Below are 16,202 nucleotides of genomic sequence, written 5' to 3'. Positions count from 1 at the left end.
GAAAAAACGGTGTGGCGGTAACTAGAGGAATCGACTAATGTCCGTGAAGGGGTAAATTCAGTAGACAAAAAAGAACCGGGCTGTGCCCGGTTTTTATTTTTAAACTTCCACCTGGGCAACTTTCACTGTCCAGTTAAATGGATCTTCTTTTTTTCCAAGTTGGATTCCGGTCATTTCATCATAGAGGCGCTGAGAAAGTTCGCCGATTTGACCGTCATTTATTGTAATCGCTTGGTCATTCCAAGTTAATTCGCCAACAGGGGAAATAACAGCAGCTGTTCCTGCACCAAAAACTTCTTCAAGCTCGCCGCGCGCATGTGCTGCAAAAACCTCTTCAATTGAAATTTTCTCTTCGCGTACAGGAATATTCCAATATTTTAGTAATTCAATAACCGAATCACGGGTGACACCTGGTAAAATGCTGCCATTTAATCGTGGTGTTACCACTTCACCATTGATTTTGAAGAAGATATTCATGCTGCCAACTTCTTCGACATATTTCTTCTCTTTTGCATCAAGCCAGAGGATTTGAGCAAAACCATTTTCATCAGCCTTTTCCTGTGCCTTCAAGCTAGCCGCATAATTTCCAGCAGTCTTCACATGGCCTACTCCGCCAATAACCGCCCGAACATACTGTTCTTCCACATAAATCCTCACAGGACTTAATTGGTCACCATAATATGCTCCCGATGGAGAGAGAATGACTAGCAATTTATATTGTTTCGCAGGACGAACACCAAGATAAGGTTCGGTTGAGAAAATAAACGGACGAACGTATAGAGAAGTCCCTTCTCCATTAGGAATCCAATCCTTTTCAGTTAAAATCAATTGTTTAATGGCATTTAATAAGAAATCCTCATCAATTTGGGGAATGCACAGTCTTTCGCATGAATCATTCAATCGCCTCATGTTTTTTTCAGGGCGGAAGAGCTGGATCGTTCCATCTGCTGTCTTATAAGCTTTCATCCCCTCAAAGATTGCTTGTCCATAGTGAAAAACCATCGCAGAAGGATCGAGTGTTAATGGCTCGTATGGAGTAATTCTCGGGTCATACCATCCGGTTTCATGTTGATAATCCATAACAAACATATAATCGCTAAAATACTTACCAAAACCAAGTGAAGCAAAATCAGGCTTTTCTTTTAAAACTTCTCTTTGAACAAATCCAACTTCTTGTTTCATGGTTACACCTCTAGTCGATTCTCTACTTTACATTGTTGAAAAGTAGGCTGTTTTAAATTTTTGAAAGCAAAGTTTTCCAAATGGGGAAGCCGAATTGAAATTAACAGTATTATCTAACTATACCACTTAAGTAGTACAAACTTCCATCCTCTAAGATTATGATGAACAAAATCTTGCGTAATGAAACCTATTTAAAATGGGCACGACTAAAGGGAAAATGATTGTGGTAATATTTAACTATATGTAAACTAGAGGAGAATTAGCTAGCCCATACCGAGGGATGGAAATACTTACTTCGTACGTTGCTTAAAAATTATGTAGAAAAACAACAGTCCTAAATTTTTATAAATAGGGGAGGTCAAACATGTGGTTGATGTTTTTACAGAAATAATTATCGAACGCCCAGTTGGGCAGGTCTCAAAATATGCATCCAATCCTGACAACGCCCCAGAATGGTATGTAAATATTCAATCGGCCGAATGGAAAACTGAAAAACCATTAACATTGGGTTCAAAAGTGGCCTTTAAAGCACGATTTCTTGGAAGAGAGCTTGCTTATATCTATGAAATTACTGAGTTTATTCCAGAAAATAAACTAGTTATGAAAACCGCACAGGGACCTTTTCCAATGGAGACGACCTATACTTGGGAAGCTTTAGATGTTAATCAAACACGAATGACCTTAAGGAACAAAGGAAATCCAAGCGGTTTCTCAAAAGTGTTTGCACCGTTTATGACTCCAATGATGAAGCGAGCAAACATGAAAGATTTAAAAAAGATTAAGGATATTCTGGAATCCTAATAGAGTATTAATGGATGCTAAAAAAGAAAAACGCCACAATTGGGCGTTTAAAAAATTAATAGTTACTGTTCATTGTTTTCAGCTGTATTAGTAAACGCATTGGGGTCGACCGTGTTTGCTCCGTAATCTGGAACATTGCTCGCATGCTCTTTGTGATACTCGGATCCCGAACCTTGTTGATTAGGATTCGATTTCCCTTTTTGCTGGCTATTTTGTTGATTTGGCATGATATTCACCTCCTAAACATAAAAAGTAGTATACGTAGTATCGATTTAATTATTCAAAGTAGAAACAACAATTAAAAGATGATAAAAGAGGAGTGAAGCGATCAAGCATCATTCCCTTTATTGTTTTTACTGGTTTTTCAATCGCTTTTGGTCTAAGCTATTCTTGTTCGCTCCAATATTTATTGAAACTTAATCCGCTTTTTTTCGTATACATAAACAAAGCTTAAAAGGAGATGTTGTAATGTTTCTAGCTGAACTTCAGCCAGAGGAGAGGAAGGCGTTTCTTGAACTTGCTGCTCTGATCGCCAAAATTGATGGAAATATATCTATATTTGAAAATTCCATACTTAATAGATACCAGAAGGAAATGGGGCTTGAGTCTTATAAAATAGAGGGTCTCGGTATTGATGAAATCCTTACAGTATTCAAGAATGAACGCTCTAAAAATATTGTCTTAACAGAACTTTTTCAACTTATTTTTTCGGACGGAGTCTTTCATGATCAAGAAAGCGAAACAGTTCAGCTAATAAAGTCCAACTTCGGCTTCGATTCAAGTGAGTTTGCAAATTTCAAGGATTGGATCGTTAAGATAAAAGAATTATCGGAATCGAAGCGGAAATGAAATAAAAAAATTTATTAATATTGAAAAAGAAGGATGCCGGTAATGTAACCGCATCCTTCTTTTTTATAAACCCGAATCTTTTTAGAATTTTCCGATTTCCATAAATTAATATTGACGAAGAATACTAACTTGTTATATATTTTAACATATTGATGTTAGGAAATATAACATGAGGGGCTGTTTCTTTGAAAAAGATTGAAGCAATCATTCGACCGGAGAGGCTCACAGAGACGATTAAGGGTTTAAAAAAAATAGGAATTACAGGTTTTACTGTTTCTCAGGTGGTTGGAAGAGGGAAACAAAAAGATACGCAAGGTGTGTATCGCGGAAAAAATTATCAAGTAACTCTCCATCCAAAAGTAAAAATGGAAATTGTCCTTTCGGACTATTTGATAGAGTCGACGATCCAGACCATTGTTCATTCTGCCCAGACCGGTGAAGATGGAGATGGTAAAATATATATTTATCCAATTCTGGAAGCTTATAACATTCGAACTGGGACATTTGACTATGATATCGATGATTTAGCAGATGATAAGGGGTGATCTTATGGAGTTAATGTATATAAATACCGTGTGGGTCGTCCTTGCTGCAGCCATGGTTTTGTTTATGGAAGGTGGATTTAGTTTACTGGAAGCTGGATTTGTCCGAACGAAAAATGCGGTTAATGTTACGATGAAAATTTTTGTTGACTTAACGATTGGAGCTTTAGCGTTTTGGATCATTGGATTTGGGGTAATGTTTGGAAAAGATGCCTTTGGTTTCATAGGGACCAGCCTGTTTGGAAGTCCTGAGAAAATTGTACTTTCTATCGAATTGCCAAGTGTTGCTTTTGTTCTTTTTCAAATGGGGTTTGCTGTGGCATGTGTCTCAATTATTTCGGGTGCAGTAGCAGAACGGATGAATTTTAAAGCCTATGTAGTCACTGCTGCGCTCATTTGTATGATTATTTATCCTCTTTCTGGACATTGGATTTGGAACAGCGAAGGATGGCTAGCGAAGTTAGGAATGAAGGATTTTGCTGGTTCAGCCGCTATTCATGCACTTGGTGGGTTTACTGCTTTGGCTATGGCAAAGCTATTGGGACCGAGAAAAGGAAGGTTTAATTCGGATGGCAGCGTTAATGTTTTTGCCCCAAGTAACATTCCTTTAGCATCAGCGGGAGCTTTTATTTTGTGGTTCGGTTGGTTTGCTTTTAATGCAGGAAGTACATTAGATGCTTCTAGCTCAGCGCTAGCGCCTATTGCTATTAATACAATGTTAGCTGGAGCAAGCGGCGGGTCAGCAGCTCTCTTTTTGACGATGCGAAAGTTCGGCAAAGCCGATCCGAGTATGACGATAAATGGTGTATTAGCTGGTTTGGTAGCCATAACGGCTGGATGTGCTTATGTTTCTGAATGGAGCGCAATCCTGATTGGAGCGTTAAGTGGTTTGCTCGTTATTTATGCTACTCTGTTAGTCGATTATTTAAAGGTGGATGATCCAGTGGGGGCTGTGGCTGTTCATGGTTTCGGCGGGGTTTTTGGAACGATTGCTGTTGGATTGCTTGATCGGTCCCAAGGATTTTTAACGACTGGTGATTTCTCTCTATTAAAGGTGCAATTATTGGGTGCGGTAGTGGTCATTGTCTGGGGGCTAATTGCTGGAACTTTTATTGCAAAGGTATGCTCAAAGACAGTTGGTTACCGAGCAACAGAACGGGAAGAAGACGAGGGCTTAGATATGTCATATCATGGTATTCCTGCTTACAATGAATTAGAGCGTTTTACCGATATCCCAACTAGCCTATTTAATTTTGAAGAAACAACAGGTATCACAGTTGCTGCTCCTGCTATTAGGAAGGAAAAGGAAGTAATATAGTTAGCTAGGAATCCCATCACGGAGGGATTCCTTATTTTATGCAACGTTCTTGTTTCGTTGACCTCCGAACCGTTCAGGTACTATTTGTAGTATTGGTTGCTCAAATCGTCTTATAAAGTAGAAACGCTAACTTTAGTATCACATAATCATTAATATTTCTCGGATTGTATCCGGTCTGCTTATCTAACTTATTCAGCTTAATAAAAGATGACCACGGTATTTGAACCGGGGTCATTTTTTATAAACTTTTATTTGATTGATGAAGAGGAATTCATTAAGCTTCGTAACACTTTTTTGTATTGTTTTAAAGAGCTTATCTTGCCTATATAACTATTCTTCCTTTTGAAGTCAGAGGAAATATACATGATGGCAAGGGAAGGGAAGAATTTTTTGGTACGAAAACGAAGGTCCTTCCAATAAACAAAGTAGCCGTTTTTTCTAACAGCAACAAAAGGATAAGCGAACGATGTACCAGCAAGAAAGTCTGAAACGGACTCGTCATTTGTACTATCAGAAACCAATACCGGAAAGTCAATTTTTTTGGGAAGAGTATGTTCTATGTCGAGCCTATTATCTGAATAAACTCCAAATAAAAAATCCTCTCTCGTCTCAATAATAATATCCCATTTAAATAGGGTGATACGCGGGATTAGTTTTATACGGTCAGCTTTTATAAAATGTTGCTGGAGGTGCCTTTTGGTTAATAATGCTGACAGAGTTCGAACAGCCAGGTATAAAAATATGAATACATAAATGATTAAAAAGGTAATCCTTTCCTGGTAGAAAAAGAGTAAACCAAAACCTATAAAATGGAGTGTTAAAATGTAAGGATCCAATAATGGGATAGCGTCAAAGGCAATCCATTTTTGGGAAAAAGGCAACAGGATTTGTGTTCCGTGGACATTGAATAAATCAAAAATGACATGAAGAATCACTGCCAAGAACGTCCATAAAAAGAGATGAAGAAATCCTGAAGCGGGGAAGAATGGGTAAAGTAAGCCTGAAACCAGTAATCCCCATAAAGGAAAAGCTGGCAGGGAATGTGACAGGCCTCTGTGATTTCTGAAATAGCTACCTTTTCCTTTTAATCTATAAATGATATCAAAATCAGGAGCATTTGAACCTATTACCACCCCTATCATGACAGCCTGTGATAGGGTCGGATTAGATGATACGGCAGGATCGATTTGAGCAAGAGCACCAATGCCAAACCCTATGACAATATGCGAAAAAGTATCCACTCTATCACTCCTTTACTTTATTAATATATTGGGAAAAAATCGTACAACCAATCAGGCCTATTTTTGTATCTTTGGTTCATCGATAACGGCTCGATAATGCCAAAGTAAATTGGAAAAGATTTTATCCCAGCTTTGTGTTAGGGCATAATTTCTCCCTTCTAACCCCAATTGCTTTCTCGGGCTATCATTTTCTACTCCCTCCAAATTATAAACTCCCCTTTATTGTATTAAATAAAGGAAACCTTTCTTCTTAAGATTCTGTTAATAAAATGTAAAGATTCTGTATTGTAAAAAAACCAAGGTGATTATTAAGATTTTTACATTTTTGTAAAACTATTGTATAACCTGATTAGTTCTCCCTTTTATATATCAAAAATAAATGCGGTCCCCTATTTTAAGGGGCCGCATTTATTTTCTTAGTTGTAAACAGGAAGTTCTATAAAAAATTCTGTGCCATTTTCATTACTGCTGGCATGCATCGTCCCTCTATGATTTTCCACAATCTTTCGAGATACCGATAACCCTAAACCAGTCCCCGTATCTTTGGTGGAAAAGAACGGCTCAAAAATATGAGCTAGGGTAGTAGCGTCGATTCCTTTTCCATTATCACTAAAAATAAATTGAACATGAGAGTTAACTAATCTAGTGGAAATGTTAATTTTTAAAGGGGAATTCCCTTTAGCTTGGAGCGAATTTTGGAATAAATTAATAAAGACCTGTAATAACTCCCCGCGATTACAAAGGATTGACAGATATTTAGTGGCCGGAAGAATCTCTACATTTAAATCGGCATTGTAAAGTAATGATTCACTTTTTAGGAATTCCCACAGGTAATCAATTAAAAACTTGTGAATTTGGATAACTTCTAACTCTTTATCTGAAGGCTTAGTGATCCTTAAAAAATCAGAAATAATTTTATTTGCACGATCAATTTCTGGTATTAATAAACCAGAAAAGATGTGGGCTATATTATCATCTACGTCACTGCCGAGAATTTGTAAATATCCCCTGACTGTGGTTAAGGGATTTCTAATTTCATGGGCGATTCCAGCTGCAATTTGACCAGCAAGGGCTTGTTTTTCGGACTCTTTTATTTTTTCGTCTAATAAATACCTTTCGGTTATATCCCTGTATTGGCCAAATGTGCCAATCATTTTTTCACCTTCATAGATTGGCTGTGCATCAAATAGACATACCACTAAGTCACCGTTTTTATTTTTAAATTTCAGTTCCACATTTTCCTGTTTTTCTTGATACACTAGTACTCGTTTAAAATAATCTCCAGTCAAAATAGAATGATAGATGGACTTCCCAATAACATAACTTCTACTTTCGTTGAAAATTTGCTGAGCAAAATCATTAAACTCAACTATAATGCCTTTTTCATCTGTGATGATGATTCCATTGTTGGCTCTGCTTAACATGATTTGATTTAAAATATTAAGTGTCCTATTTTGTTTTCTAAGCAGTAGTTCTCTTTCAATAGAATCCACCACCTGAGATAACATCGTTAAAAATAAGGGATTGCAAAAATTGACTGGCATCATGATCGAAACACTACCTAGTAAACTATCTTCATCTGTATAATGAAACGGTGCACCGTAACAAGCGATTTCAGAAAGGAAGGTATGATAATGGTCTTTACCTATCAATTGGACAGGGTGTCGTTGCTGTAAGGTTAAGCTAATTACATTTGTCCCTGTATCTTCCTGGGTAAAAAGACTGCCTAATTTTATGCCAAATTCTTCAACTGTAGATTTGATGGTTTCGTCCCCAACCATATCTAATAAGTACCCTTTAGAGTCAGAGACACTAATCAATATAGGCGTTCCTTTTAATGCATCCAAAAGCTTATTTGAGAAATAACTGACAACTGACAATATCTCGCTGTAAGCTTTTCTTTTCACATCTAGTTCTTGGTTTGTCATAAACCTTTTTGGACTAGCTATTTCATTTGGATCCATGCCGCTTTCTTTACACATTTTCTTTGATTGAGTTATATAAAATGGTTCTCTTTCACTCGTCATTTTGCCACCTCAAGGTTTGTGAAAATAAAACATTGTTATGTTAATAATAATTTACTTGTTGTTCTTGAGGCTATAACAATAATACTTTAATAAGTAATAATTAAGCCAATTGTGTTTGTATTGGTGTCAGGCACTATCTACATACTTCGAAATATTTGAAATGGAAAAATCAGCGATGCATGGTCCACATTCCTATTTCTTTAAAGCCAAGTCGCTTATAAATTCGTCCAGCTTCAGGGTTATCGTAAAATAGACAAAGAGTTTTCCCTTCGTCTAGGACATCCTGAAATAGATTTTGCATGATGGAAGTGGCGAGACCATTACGTCGATATTCCTTCCTGGTGCAAACCCCAACAATCATTGCCGAGATTGAATTTTCCGCTGCGGTTGAAACGCAAGAAGTGAGTACACCATTTTCCTCTGTAAAATAGGTTCTTGATGTATTGGCTTCCAATGACTGTACTAATACGTCCCGGGCGTCACTTCGAACATGAAATTCCTCAATGGTTTGGCGGAGTTGTAAAATTTGATCTACATCCTCAAGACTAGCCCTTTTATATACAACCTCATCGGGAGACAGGCATTCATCCGTCCTGCATTCAGCAAAGTAAGTAACTTGCTTCTTACCAAGCTGAAGATCATCGAAAGCTTCGAATTTCGCTACGATATCGGATTTGCCGGATAGGAGAATGGGCTGGCTGTAGTTTTTCATAATCGATACAAAACCGCTTGTATCGAATTCTCCCTTTGCATAAGGGATAAAGGATTGATGAAACCTTAGGAGAACAGCCTTAATCGTGCTCTGTTCATCAAACTCGGCCCAAATTTCTTGAGACTCAGAAGTGTATCCAAAGGCTTCAATATCCCCTATGATAAATAGATTAATAGACGGTTCCTCACTTAAAAAAGCGAGAACCTGCTCATGATCTTGGTCTGTAAGCTTTCTAATCATATCAGATTCCCCCTTTCTCTCCAAAAGGGTAAACAAATAGTTGGAAAATTTCAAGTGTTTTTACAAATTTATAAGGTTAACATCGAGAGTGATTTGTATAGATTGAATAGGAACTATTCCCCTATTTGAGATAATAGGGAAATAGGGAATCATAGGGGATTTAAATAAATCCCCACAAGCTGTCAAAAAACTTTCGGATAGTTTACCTTTATTACTTCCACATTCTTACTTTGTAGGAAACTCTAATAACTTAATTGTTTACCAATACCAAAAATATAGGGTGTTAATTAGGCATGTTGTACAATTCAATATGTGCAAAATATGTCGTAAATTAGAGTAGGGAATATCCCGATTTAAGTTAATGGCTCCATTTGGTTTTGTTAGACTAGAAAACAATAACTTTATCTACAAATGAACAATTTGAATTTACTTTAATGAAGGACGTGTAGTTTACAAATGAAGAAAACAGTTATTTATAAGAATAATGATTGTTTTTCCATAAAGGCTGATTTTTATGGGAATAGCAATGATAATGCACCGGTTATAATTTATATTCATGGTGGTGGGCTTGTTTGGGGAACAAGAGAAGAAATAAGTGAAGAGATGATAAAACTCTATAATGATAATGGGTTTGCATTGTTTTCTATGACTATAGGCTAGCACCTGAGACAAAATTGCCAGATATTCTAGAAGATGTTCAAGATGCACTCCAGTGGTTAAAATCAGAAGGGCCACAGGAATTTTCCATTGATCCAAAAAGAATAGCTGTTGTAGGTAGTTCTGCAGGTGGTTTTTTGGCGCTTTGTACGGGTTCATTTACTCATAAGCCACGTGCAATTGTCTCTTTTTATGGATATGGAGATATCATTGGTAAATGGGCAACAAATCCAAGCAGTTTCTATTTACAAAAGGATAATGTCCCTAAAGAACTTGCTAGAAGGCTTATCTCCGACCAAGTGATTACAGAGGCATCGATTGAGCAGCGGTTTCTCTATTATGTTTATGCTAGACAGCAAGGGGTATGGATCCAAGAGATTACGGGGATAAATCCAAAAATACAGAAGGATGCACTCTTAAAGTTTTGCCCAAAGAAAAATATCACTAGGGATTATCCACCAACCTTACTGTTACACGGGACAAAGGATGAGGATGTTCCCTATGAACAATCAGTATTTATGAGAGGTGCACTTATAAAAGAAAAGGTTGAAACCAGGTTAATCACAATTCCAAATGGAGAGCATGTGTTTGATAAGGATTTTGATAATCCTGTTATCCAAGGTGCATTTAAACAAGTGATTGAATTCCTTCAATATCATTTATCGGAATAAGGTCTTATGGATTTCTTTCCCCATAAAATAGACGGGTCCCGTGGTTTCATAGAGAACGGGACCCAATCTGATTTAAGAATTGATTGGAAGTTTTTTATTTAAGAGTCTAAATATCTTTAAAGCTAATTGTATTTGCAGCAATTCCTCCGAGTTTTTTAAATCGGTATTTAAGATTTCCTTGATTTTCTCGATTCGATAAATAAGCGTATTTCTGTGTAAAAACATCGCTTTTGCTGTTTCGCTAATATTTAGGTTTTTTAGAAAATAGTTCTCTAACGTAATGATATAACTCGTCCCATGTAAATGGTCATGTTCATAGATTTTCCCAAGGCTTTTCATGAAAAAGTCTTCTAATTCTATGTCTTTAATATTACTGTCCAAGAAGTGATAGATAGAATGATCTTCGTAATGAGATACTCCCCCGCTGGTATTAAATTTCTGCATGAGTCGAATAGATTCATTTGCTTCAGAAAAGCTTTTGTGAAGGGAATGAATGGTTTCGTACTGCCGGCCAATTCCAATTAAAAAGGTAGTGTTATTAATGTCCTTTTCTAATGCATTATAAATTTTATTCCCGTATTGTTTTACCTCATTTACCGATAGAGGAGGCTTATTGTCACTTTGACCAATCATAATAATTATACGATTGTTTCTATGAAAGCAAGTAACCACAGCATTTGAATAATTCGAAAGACTATAGACTAAGTCCACGCATTTTCTGGATTTGTTCTCTAACTGAACCTTCCTAGCTACCATATCATCATAACTGTCATGTTCCTCTGATTCTAAATTAATGACTATACAGTAGTAAATATAACTTGGATTTAATCCATGCATTTCACTAAAGGTGTGGATTGTTTCGACGGATGTTATTTTTCCAGTCAGCAAATCATCAAAGAAGTCTTGCTTAATTTTTAATTTTACCTCCTCGATGTCCTTTGCTTTTATCCGTTCCAGTGCCATGTTAGTTGACGCTTGTTCTAAAATAATAAAGTCAAACTCCGTTAAATCCTGGACAGTCTGCCATACAACAATATATCCATAAATATTACTTGCCACTGCGACAGGAAGGATACGGCATTTTATTTCCATTCCTTCTAAGTAATATATTCGTTGAATGCTCTTTTTCATTTCGCTTACATCTTTCGGAACAGAATTAATAAAATCTTTATTGAAAATAGGTCGATTTTTAACTAGATTAAAGCAGTATGAAAGTGGGACTTTATTGTTCTGGTGTTCCGAATAGTGAAGCAACTTCCAATCCTCGTCTACAAAAATAATCGGATTATTAATAGAACCTGATAACATGGATGAAATCCTTTCTATCCCTCCACCTTCAAGTGTAATTCGGAAAAATAAATTATGCATATCTAAGGTTTTTCTATTTAATAAATCATAACGACCAGATGCTTTCTCATTAATAATAGAAATGACCCTTGATAAGGTATATTCAAAAGGTAACTCAAGTAGTGGAAACCCCATCTTATTTGCATGATCAATCATTCTTTGCGGTAGTTTTTCAAAGTATCGTTTCATTTTGATAACTAGTCCTGCACAATTTATGGCAGAAAGCTCATTAATGATTTTAATTTGCAAATCCTCATTATCTTTAAATATATAACCTGTTGATAATAGAAGTTCATTCGGTGAAAGCCAGTCAAATGCCTCAGGATTTTCAATTATGTTTACAATTGAGATTTCATTATTAATTCCATGTTCTCCAGCAACAATTTTCAAGCCATCAATAGCTTGTATCTCAAATAAATCCTTAACAGTCAACAAATTTACCACTCCTTTGTTGAAAATTTATCACAATTAATTGTATAACATGCACAAATGATATCATTTTTTTTGGTTTGCTTAAACGATGATGTTTTTATGCAATCTATCTAAAATAATCATGTAAGGATCAGAACTTGTCAACTATATTCAAAGTTTTAGCAGGGTTCAATCTACATGATGATAAAAAAGTTAACTTTTACTTACAAATATTCAACTTGAGAGGGGCTGCATGAACAGACGTACCAGTTCAATGAGGTGTCACAGTTGGGGAATGCACTGTCTGGTGATCTTGGGTTTATTGAGAGAATGAATATTTCGAGTTTAACCGGTTTTGTTCATAGCACATTTAGAAAGACAATTAATATTCATTGTTTTGAAAATGGTGAATTATATACGATTGCAAGCACCCAAATTGATAATGGGCCTAACACACTTGTCATTAATCTGGCCAGCTTTGAAGGACTGAATATCCACGTTAATGATCAAGTGTTTGTGAAAAATAATACGCTGTTCATTTCAAATAAACTCGCCATATCAATTGGGGAAATTGAAAGATGGGAAAGTATTTTACCTGAATACCCATCTGATTTACAAAAAGTGAATCGCAATTTGATAATGATGAAGGAATACATTGATTTCCACGGTAAAGCCGGAGGAATGAAAAAGAAATTATTTGCCCAAAGTCCCTATGAAACAGAAATGTCTAGGTTGCTCGAAGAACGAACTAATTTATTAATAAACGAATTGTCAAACAATCGATTGGCGAATGCAGTGTGTCATGCTGTTTCGTTAGTAGGTCTTGGTCCCGGATTGACACCATCGGGAGATGACTTTTTAGTTGGTTTATTTACGATCATGAATTTGAGGAAAAGTCCTTTCTACCTGCAACAATCGTTTAGAGATGAAGTGGTGATGAGAGCAAACAGTTTAACGAATGAAATAAGCTATATGACATTGAAAAAAGCATCTATTGGTAAAGTGAGAGAGTCAATCATTCATTTAGTCCATTCCATACTTAATGGAAAAGAAGATGAATTATATCTCCCTTTAAATAAAGTACTAAACATCGGTTCTTCATCAGGAACAGATATAGCCACAGGGCTCATCTGTGGGTTGGAAGCCAATCTTAGAGTAGGAGGTCAATTATGACTGTAGAAGCTATTGTAAAGCCGAACACATATTTCGATTCTGTTTCATTAATGTCACTTTCAACAAAAGCAAACCAAATTGAAGGTGTAGAACAGGCTATTATCGCAATGGGAACTGAAATGAATAAAGAAGTAATGAGAAATGTTGGATTGATGACTTCAGAAGTGGAAGAGGCAAAATCAAACGATTTAATTATTGTTGTAAATGCAGCGACAGAGGCGCTTTGCGAAAACGCTTTCGTAATGATTGATGAATTATTTACAAAAAAAGATACATCCAAAGGTAAAAGCGAACTCAAATATTCAACAATTGCTTCAGCAGCCCAAAGCATCCCTGAAGCAAATTTAGCAGTAATTGCGGTGAACGGAGCATATGCAACGAGAGAAGCAAAAAAAGCTCTAGAAAATAATCTCCATGTGATGCTATTTAGCGATAATGTCAGCATTGAAGATGAGATTGAATTAAAAACGTTGGCACATGAAAAAGGACTACTAATGATGGGTCCAGATTGTGGAACAGCAATTATTGGTAATGTGGCTTTGTGTTTTGCCAACGCTGTAAGAAAAGGCAGTATTGGGATTGTTGGTGCTTCGGGAACCGGAAGCCAAGAAGTAAGTGTCCGCATTCATGAATTCGGCGGCGGAATTTCACAGATGATTGGAACAGGCGGCAGAGATTTAAAAGAGGAAATAGGAGGAATCATGATGCTTGATGGAATCAAGGCTCTGGAAGATGATGAGGCAACTAAAGTGATAGTCCTTATTTCTAAGCCACCTGCACCAAGTGTTGAAGAGAAAGTGTTAGATCAAATTAAAAGATGTAAAAAACCTGTTGTTGTTTGGTTTGTTGGTGGAAATGAAGAGAAAGTAATTCAAGCAGGCGGTCAATTTGCGAAGATGTCAAAGGAAGCTGCTCTTAAAGCAGTTCTATTGGCAGGTGTTGATGAAAGCAAACTTAATAAACGTGCTTTAAATATTCCACTTATTGAAGAGGTACGCACGAAGTTAACACCAGATCAAAAATATATCCGGGGACTATTTAGTGGCGGGACTCTTTGTGATGAAGCAATGCATGCAGCCATGGAAAAGTTCGATAATGTCTATAGTAATATCCAAAGAGATCCAGAATACCGCTTAAAAGATAGAAATAAAAGTCAGGCACATACATTTATTGATTTTGGTGATGATGAATTCACACAAGGCAAGCCACATCCAATGATTGATCCTTCCACAAGAATATCGAGGTTTATCCAAGAAGCGAAGGATCCATCTGTTGGTGTTATTGTCATGGACTTTGTTTTGGGATATGGCGCACACGAGGATCCTGTTGGAGCAATGCTTCCTGCAATTATAGAAGCAAAACAAGCAGCAGAAGATGAAGGAAGACATCTGGAAATTATCGGATATGTTCTAGGGACAGAGTTAGATCTGCAAAACCTGGAAGAACAAATCGATAAACTACTCGCTGCAGGTGTGACGCATGCTAGCAGTAGTCAGAATGCAGGACTATTGGCAAGAGAATTTGTTGTGAAGGGAGAATAACCCATGAGTAAAATTAATGAACTTTTTAATCAAAAACTTAATGTTATTAACGTCGGAATTGAATCCTTTAAAAATGATTTATTAACTCAAAATGCAGAAGTGATTCATCTAGAGTGGATGCCACCAGGTAGAGGCAATCCTGATCTCATTGCTGCACTTGATAAGCTTGAAGATCCTGTAATTATTGAAAAAATTGAAGCTGCAAATAAGTTAGCGGTTGAGAGAATTATTAACTCACAACCGGTATTAGTTGGTTTTGAAAAAGCAATTGATTGTGTTCCAGGAATGACGAAAACGACGATTTTGCATGCAGGCCCTCCTATTACATGGGATAAGATGAACGGTCCGATGAGGGGTGCGGTCACAGGAGCTATTGTCTTTGAAGGTTTGGCAAAAGATATAGAGGAAGCCTCAAAGCTTGCAGCATCCGGTGAAATTACATTCTCTCCATGTCATGAGAACAACTGTGTTGGCTCCATGGCGGGTGTTACGTCTGCTTCAATGTTTATGCATATTGTTGAGAATAAGACCTATGGAAACATTGCTTATACAAACTTAAGTGAGCAACTATCGAAAATCCTCCGAATGGGCGCAAATGATCAAAGTGTTATTGATCGTTTAAATTGGATGCGTGATGTATTTGGTCCCATCCTGAGTGCAGCGATGAAATTAAATCCGAACGGAATTGACTTGCGTCTAATGCTTGCACAAGCACTTCATATGGGTGATGAGTGTCATAACCGTAATGTTGCGGGTACCACATTACTGATTCAAGCATTGACACCTTATATTATCCAAACAGATTTCACGATTGAACAAAAACGTGAGGTATTTGAGTTTGTTGCAAGCAGTGATTATTTCTCGGGCCCAACTTGGATGGCACTTGCAAAATGTGCTCTTGATGCAGCACATGGCATCGAAAACAGTACTATCGTAACCACCATGGCACGTAATGGTACTGAATTCGGGATCCGTGTAAGTGGAATTGCGGGAAATACATGGTTTACGGGCCCTGCACAAAAAGTAATCGGACCAATGTTTGCAGGATACAAGCCTGAAGACTCAGGGCTAGATATAGGGGATAGTGCAATTACTGAAACGTACGGCATTGGTGGATTTGCAATGGCAACGGCTCCAGCAATTGTCGCCCTTGTAGGTGGGACCATTGAAGACGCGATCGGCTACTCAACAAAAATGAAGGAAATTACCACTATAGAAAATCCAAATGTAACGATTCCGATGCTTAATTTCATGGGTATACCATCTGGAATTGATGTTCGGAAGGTAGTTCAAACGGGAATTATGCCAATCATCAATACGGCAATAGCCCATAAGGAAGCTGGAATTGGAATGATTGGTGCGGGAATTACCCATCCACCAGTTGAAACTTTTGAAAAGGCATTACTTGCTTTAAGTGAAAACATTAACTAAGAGGTTCCGCTCCTAACAAGTTTAGGACCAGAACTATTATTAGCATTTATCTACTTCTT

At 37.0% G+C, this 16,202-nt stretch carries 16 protein-coding genes; 9 read left to right on the top strand and 7 right to left on the bottom strand.

Going from position 1 to position 16,202, the window contains the following annotated elements; translation table 11 throughout:
• Nucleotides 1-99: 99 nt before the first annotated feature.
• A complete protein-coding gene (locus tag J7E77_RS24950) occupies nt 100-1,182 on the bottom strand; it encodes a branched-chain amino acid aminotransferase (protein WP_214717584.1) in 1,083 nt (360 codons plus the stop codon).
• 366 nt (nt 1,183-1,548) lie between these two features.
• Here J7E77_RS24950 and J7E77_RS24945 point away from each other — a divergent pair, with 366 nt between their 5' ends.
• Entirely contained in the window at nt 1,549-1,983 is a 435-nt protein-coding gene (locus J7E77_RS24945) for an SRPBCC family protein (RefSeq protein ID WP_214717582.1), read from the top strand.
• 62 nt (nt 1,984-2,045) lie between these two features.
• Here J7E77_RS24945 and J7E77_RS24940 read toward each other — a convergent pair whose 3' ends face one another.
• Nucleotides 2,046-2,210, bottom strand: a complete 165-nt coding sequence (locus J7E77_RS24940; protein WP_214717580.1) for a hypothetical protein — start codon at nt 2,208-2,210, stop codon at nt 2,046-2,048.
• 241 nt (nt 2,211-2,451) lie between these two features.
• Here J7E77_RS24940 and J7E77_RS24935 point away from each other — a divergent pair, with 241 nt between their 5' ends.
• The 3 genes from J7E77_RS24935 (at nt 2,452) to J7E77_RS24925 (ending at nt 4,692) form a co-directional block, all read left to right on the top strand.
• Complete coding sequence (locus J7E77_RS24935) at nt 2,452-2,832, top strand: hypothetical protein (protein WP_214717578.1); 381 nt, start codon at nt 2,452-2,454, stop codon at nt 2,830-2,832.
• Nucleotides 2,833-3,017: 185 nt separating this feature from the next.
• Nucleotides 3,018-3,377 carry a P-II family nitrogen regulator gene (locus tag J7E77_RS24930; protein ID WP_214717576.1) on the top strand — a complete coding sequence of 120 codons (360 nt, stop codon included), beginning with the start codon at nt 3,018-3,020 and terminating at the stop codon, nt 3,375-3,377.
• Between the two features lie 4 nt (nt 3,378-3,381).
• Nucleotides 3,382-4,692 (top strand): ammonium transporter, encoded by a 1,311-nt coding sequence (locus J7E77_RS24925; RefSeq protein ID WP_214717574.1) that lies wholly within the window; start codon nt 3,382-3,384, stop codon nt 4,690-4,692.
• A gap of 248 nt (nt 4,693-4,940) precedes the next feature.
• On the opposite strand, the gene J7E77_RS24920 is transcribed toward J7E77_RS24925, so the two are convergent.
• The 4 genes from J7E77_RS24920 to J7E77_RS24905 form a co-directional block, all read right to left on the bottom strand.
• Nucleotides 4,941-5,933 (bottom strand): metal-dependent hydrolase, encoded by a 993-nt coding sequence (locus J7E77_RS24920; protein ID WP_214717572.1) that lies wholly within the window; start codon nt 5,931-5,933, stop codon nt 4,941-4,943.
• Nucleotides 5,934-5,990: 57 nt separating this feature from the next.
• Complete coding sequence (locus J7E77_RS24915; RefSeq protein ID WP_214717570.1) at nt 5,991-6,137, bottom strand: hypothetical protein; 147 nt, start codon at nt 6,135-6,137, stop codon at nt 5,991-5,993.
• Between the two features lie 212 nt (nt 6,138-6,349).
• Nucleotides 6,350-7,960 carry an ATP-binding protein gene (locus tag J7E77_RS24910; protein ID WP_214717569.1) on the bottom strand — a complete coding sequence of 537 codons (1,611 nt, stop codon included), beginning with the start codon at nt 7,958-7,960 and terminating at the stop codon, nt 6,350-6,352.
• A gap of 169 nt (nt 7,961-8,129) precedes the next feature.
• Complete coding sequence (locus tag J7E77_RS24905) at nt 8,130-8,912, bottom strand: GNAT family N-acetyltransferase (protein ID WP_214717567.1); 783 nt, start codon at nt 8,910-8,912, stop codon at nt 8,130-8,132.
• A gap of 456 nt (nt 8,913-9,368) precedes the next feature.
• Here J7E77_RS24905 and J7E77_RS30920 point away from each other — a divergent pair, with 456 nt between their 5' ends.
• Nucleotides 9,369-9,572, top strand: coding sequence for an alpha/beta hydrolase family protein (locus J7E77_RS30920; protein ID WP_251026844.1), 204 nt, complete (start codon nt 9,369-9,371; stop codon nt 9,570-9,572).
• Between the two features lie 14 nt (nt 9,573-9,586).
• Nucleotides 9,587-10,240, top strand: a complete 654-nt coding sequence (locus J7E77_RS24900; RefSeq protein WP_251026845.1) for an alpha/beta hydrolase family protein — start codon at nt 9,587-9,589, stop codon at nt 10,238-10,240.
• Nucleotides 10,241-10,312: 72 nt separating this feature from the next.
• Here the strand turns inward: J7E77_RS24900 and J7E77_RS24895 are convergent, their stop codons facing one another.
• Nucleotides 10,313-12,022, bottom strand: a complete 1,710-nt coding sequence (locus tag J7E77_RS24895; RefSeq protein WP_214717565.1) for a PucR family transcriptional regulator — start codon at nt 12,020-12,022, stop codon at nt 10,313-10,315.
• Between the two features lie 255 nt (nt 12,023-12,277).
• On the opposite strand from J7E77_RS24895, the gene J7E77_RS24890 reads away from it, so the two are divergent.
• The 3 genes from J7E77_RS24890 to J7E77_RS24880 are packed head-to-tail and all read left to right on the top strand — an operon-like array spanning nt 12,278 to nt 16,143.
• The gene (locus J7E77_RS24890) at nt 12,278-13,171 is read left to right on the top strand and encodes an oxamate carbamoyltransferase subunit AllH family protein (protein ID WP_374103006.1); all 894 of its coding nucleotides are present in this window, start codon (nt 12,278-12,280) and stop codon (nt 13,169-13,171) included.
• Entirely contained in the window at nt 13,168-14,712 is a 1,545-nt protein-coding gene (gene fdrA / locus J7E77_RS24885) for an acyl-CoA synthetase FdrA (protein WP_214717563.1), read from the top strand. The genes J7E77_RS24890 and fdrA overlap by 4 nt, the downstream gene beginning before the upstream one ends.
• A gap of 3 nt (nt 14,713-14,715) precedes the next feature.
• A complete protein-coding gene (locus tag J7E77_RS24880) occupies nt 14,716-16,143 on the top strand; it encodes a YlbE family protein (RefSeq protein WP_214717561.1) in 1,428 nt (475 codons plus the stop codon).
• The last annotated feature ends 59 nt before the right edge of the window (nt 16,144-16,202 follow it).

This window comes from Bacillus sp. ISL-77 (assembly GCF_018613105.1).
This window is presented reverse-complemented; position numbering and strand designations above follow the sequence as displayed.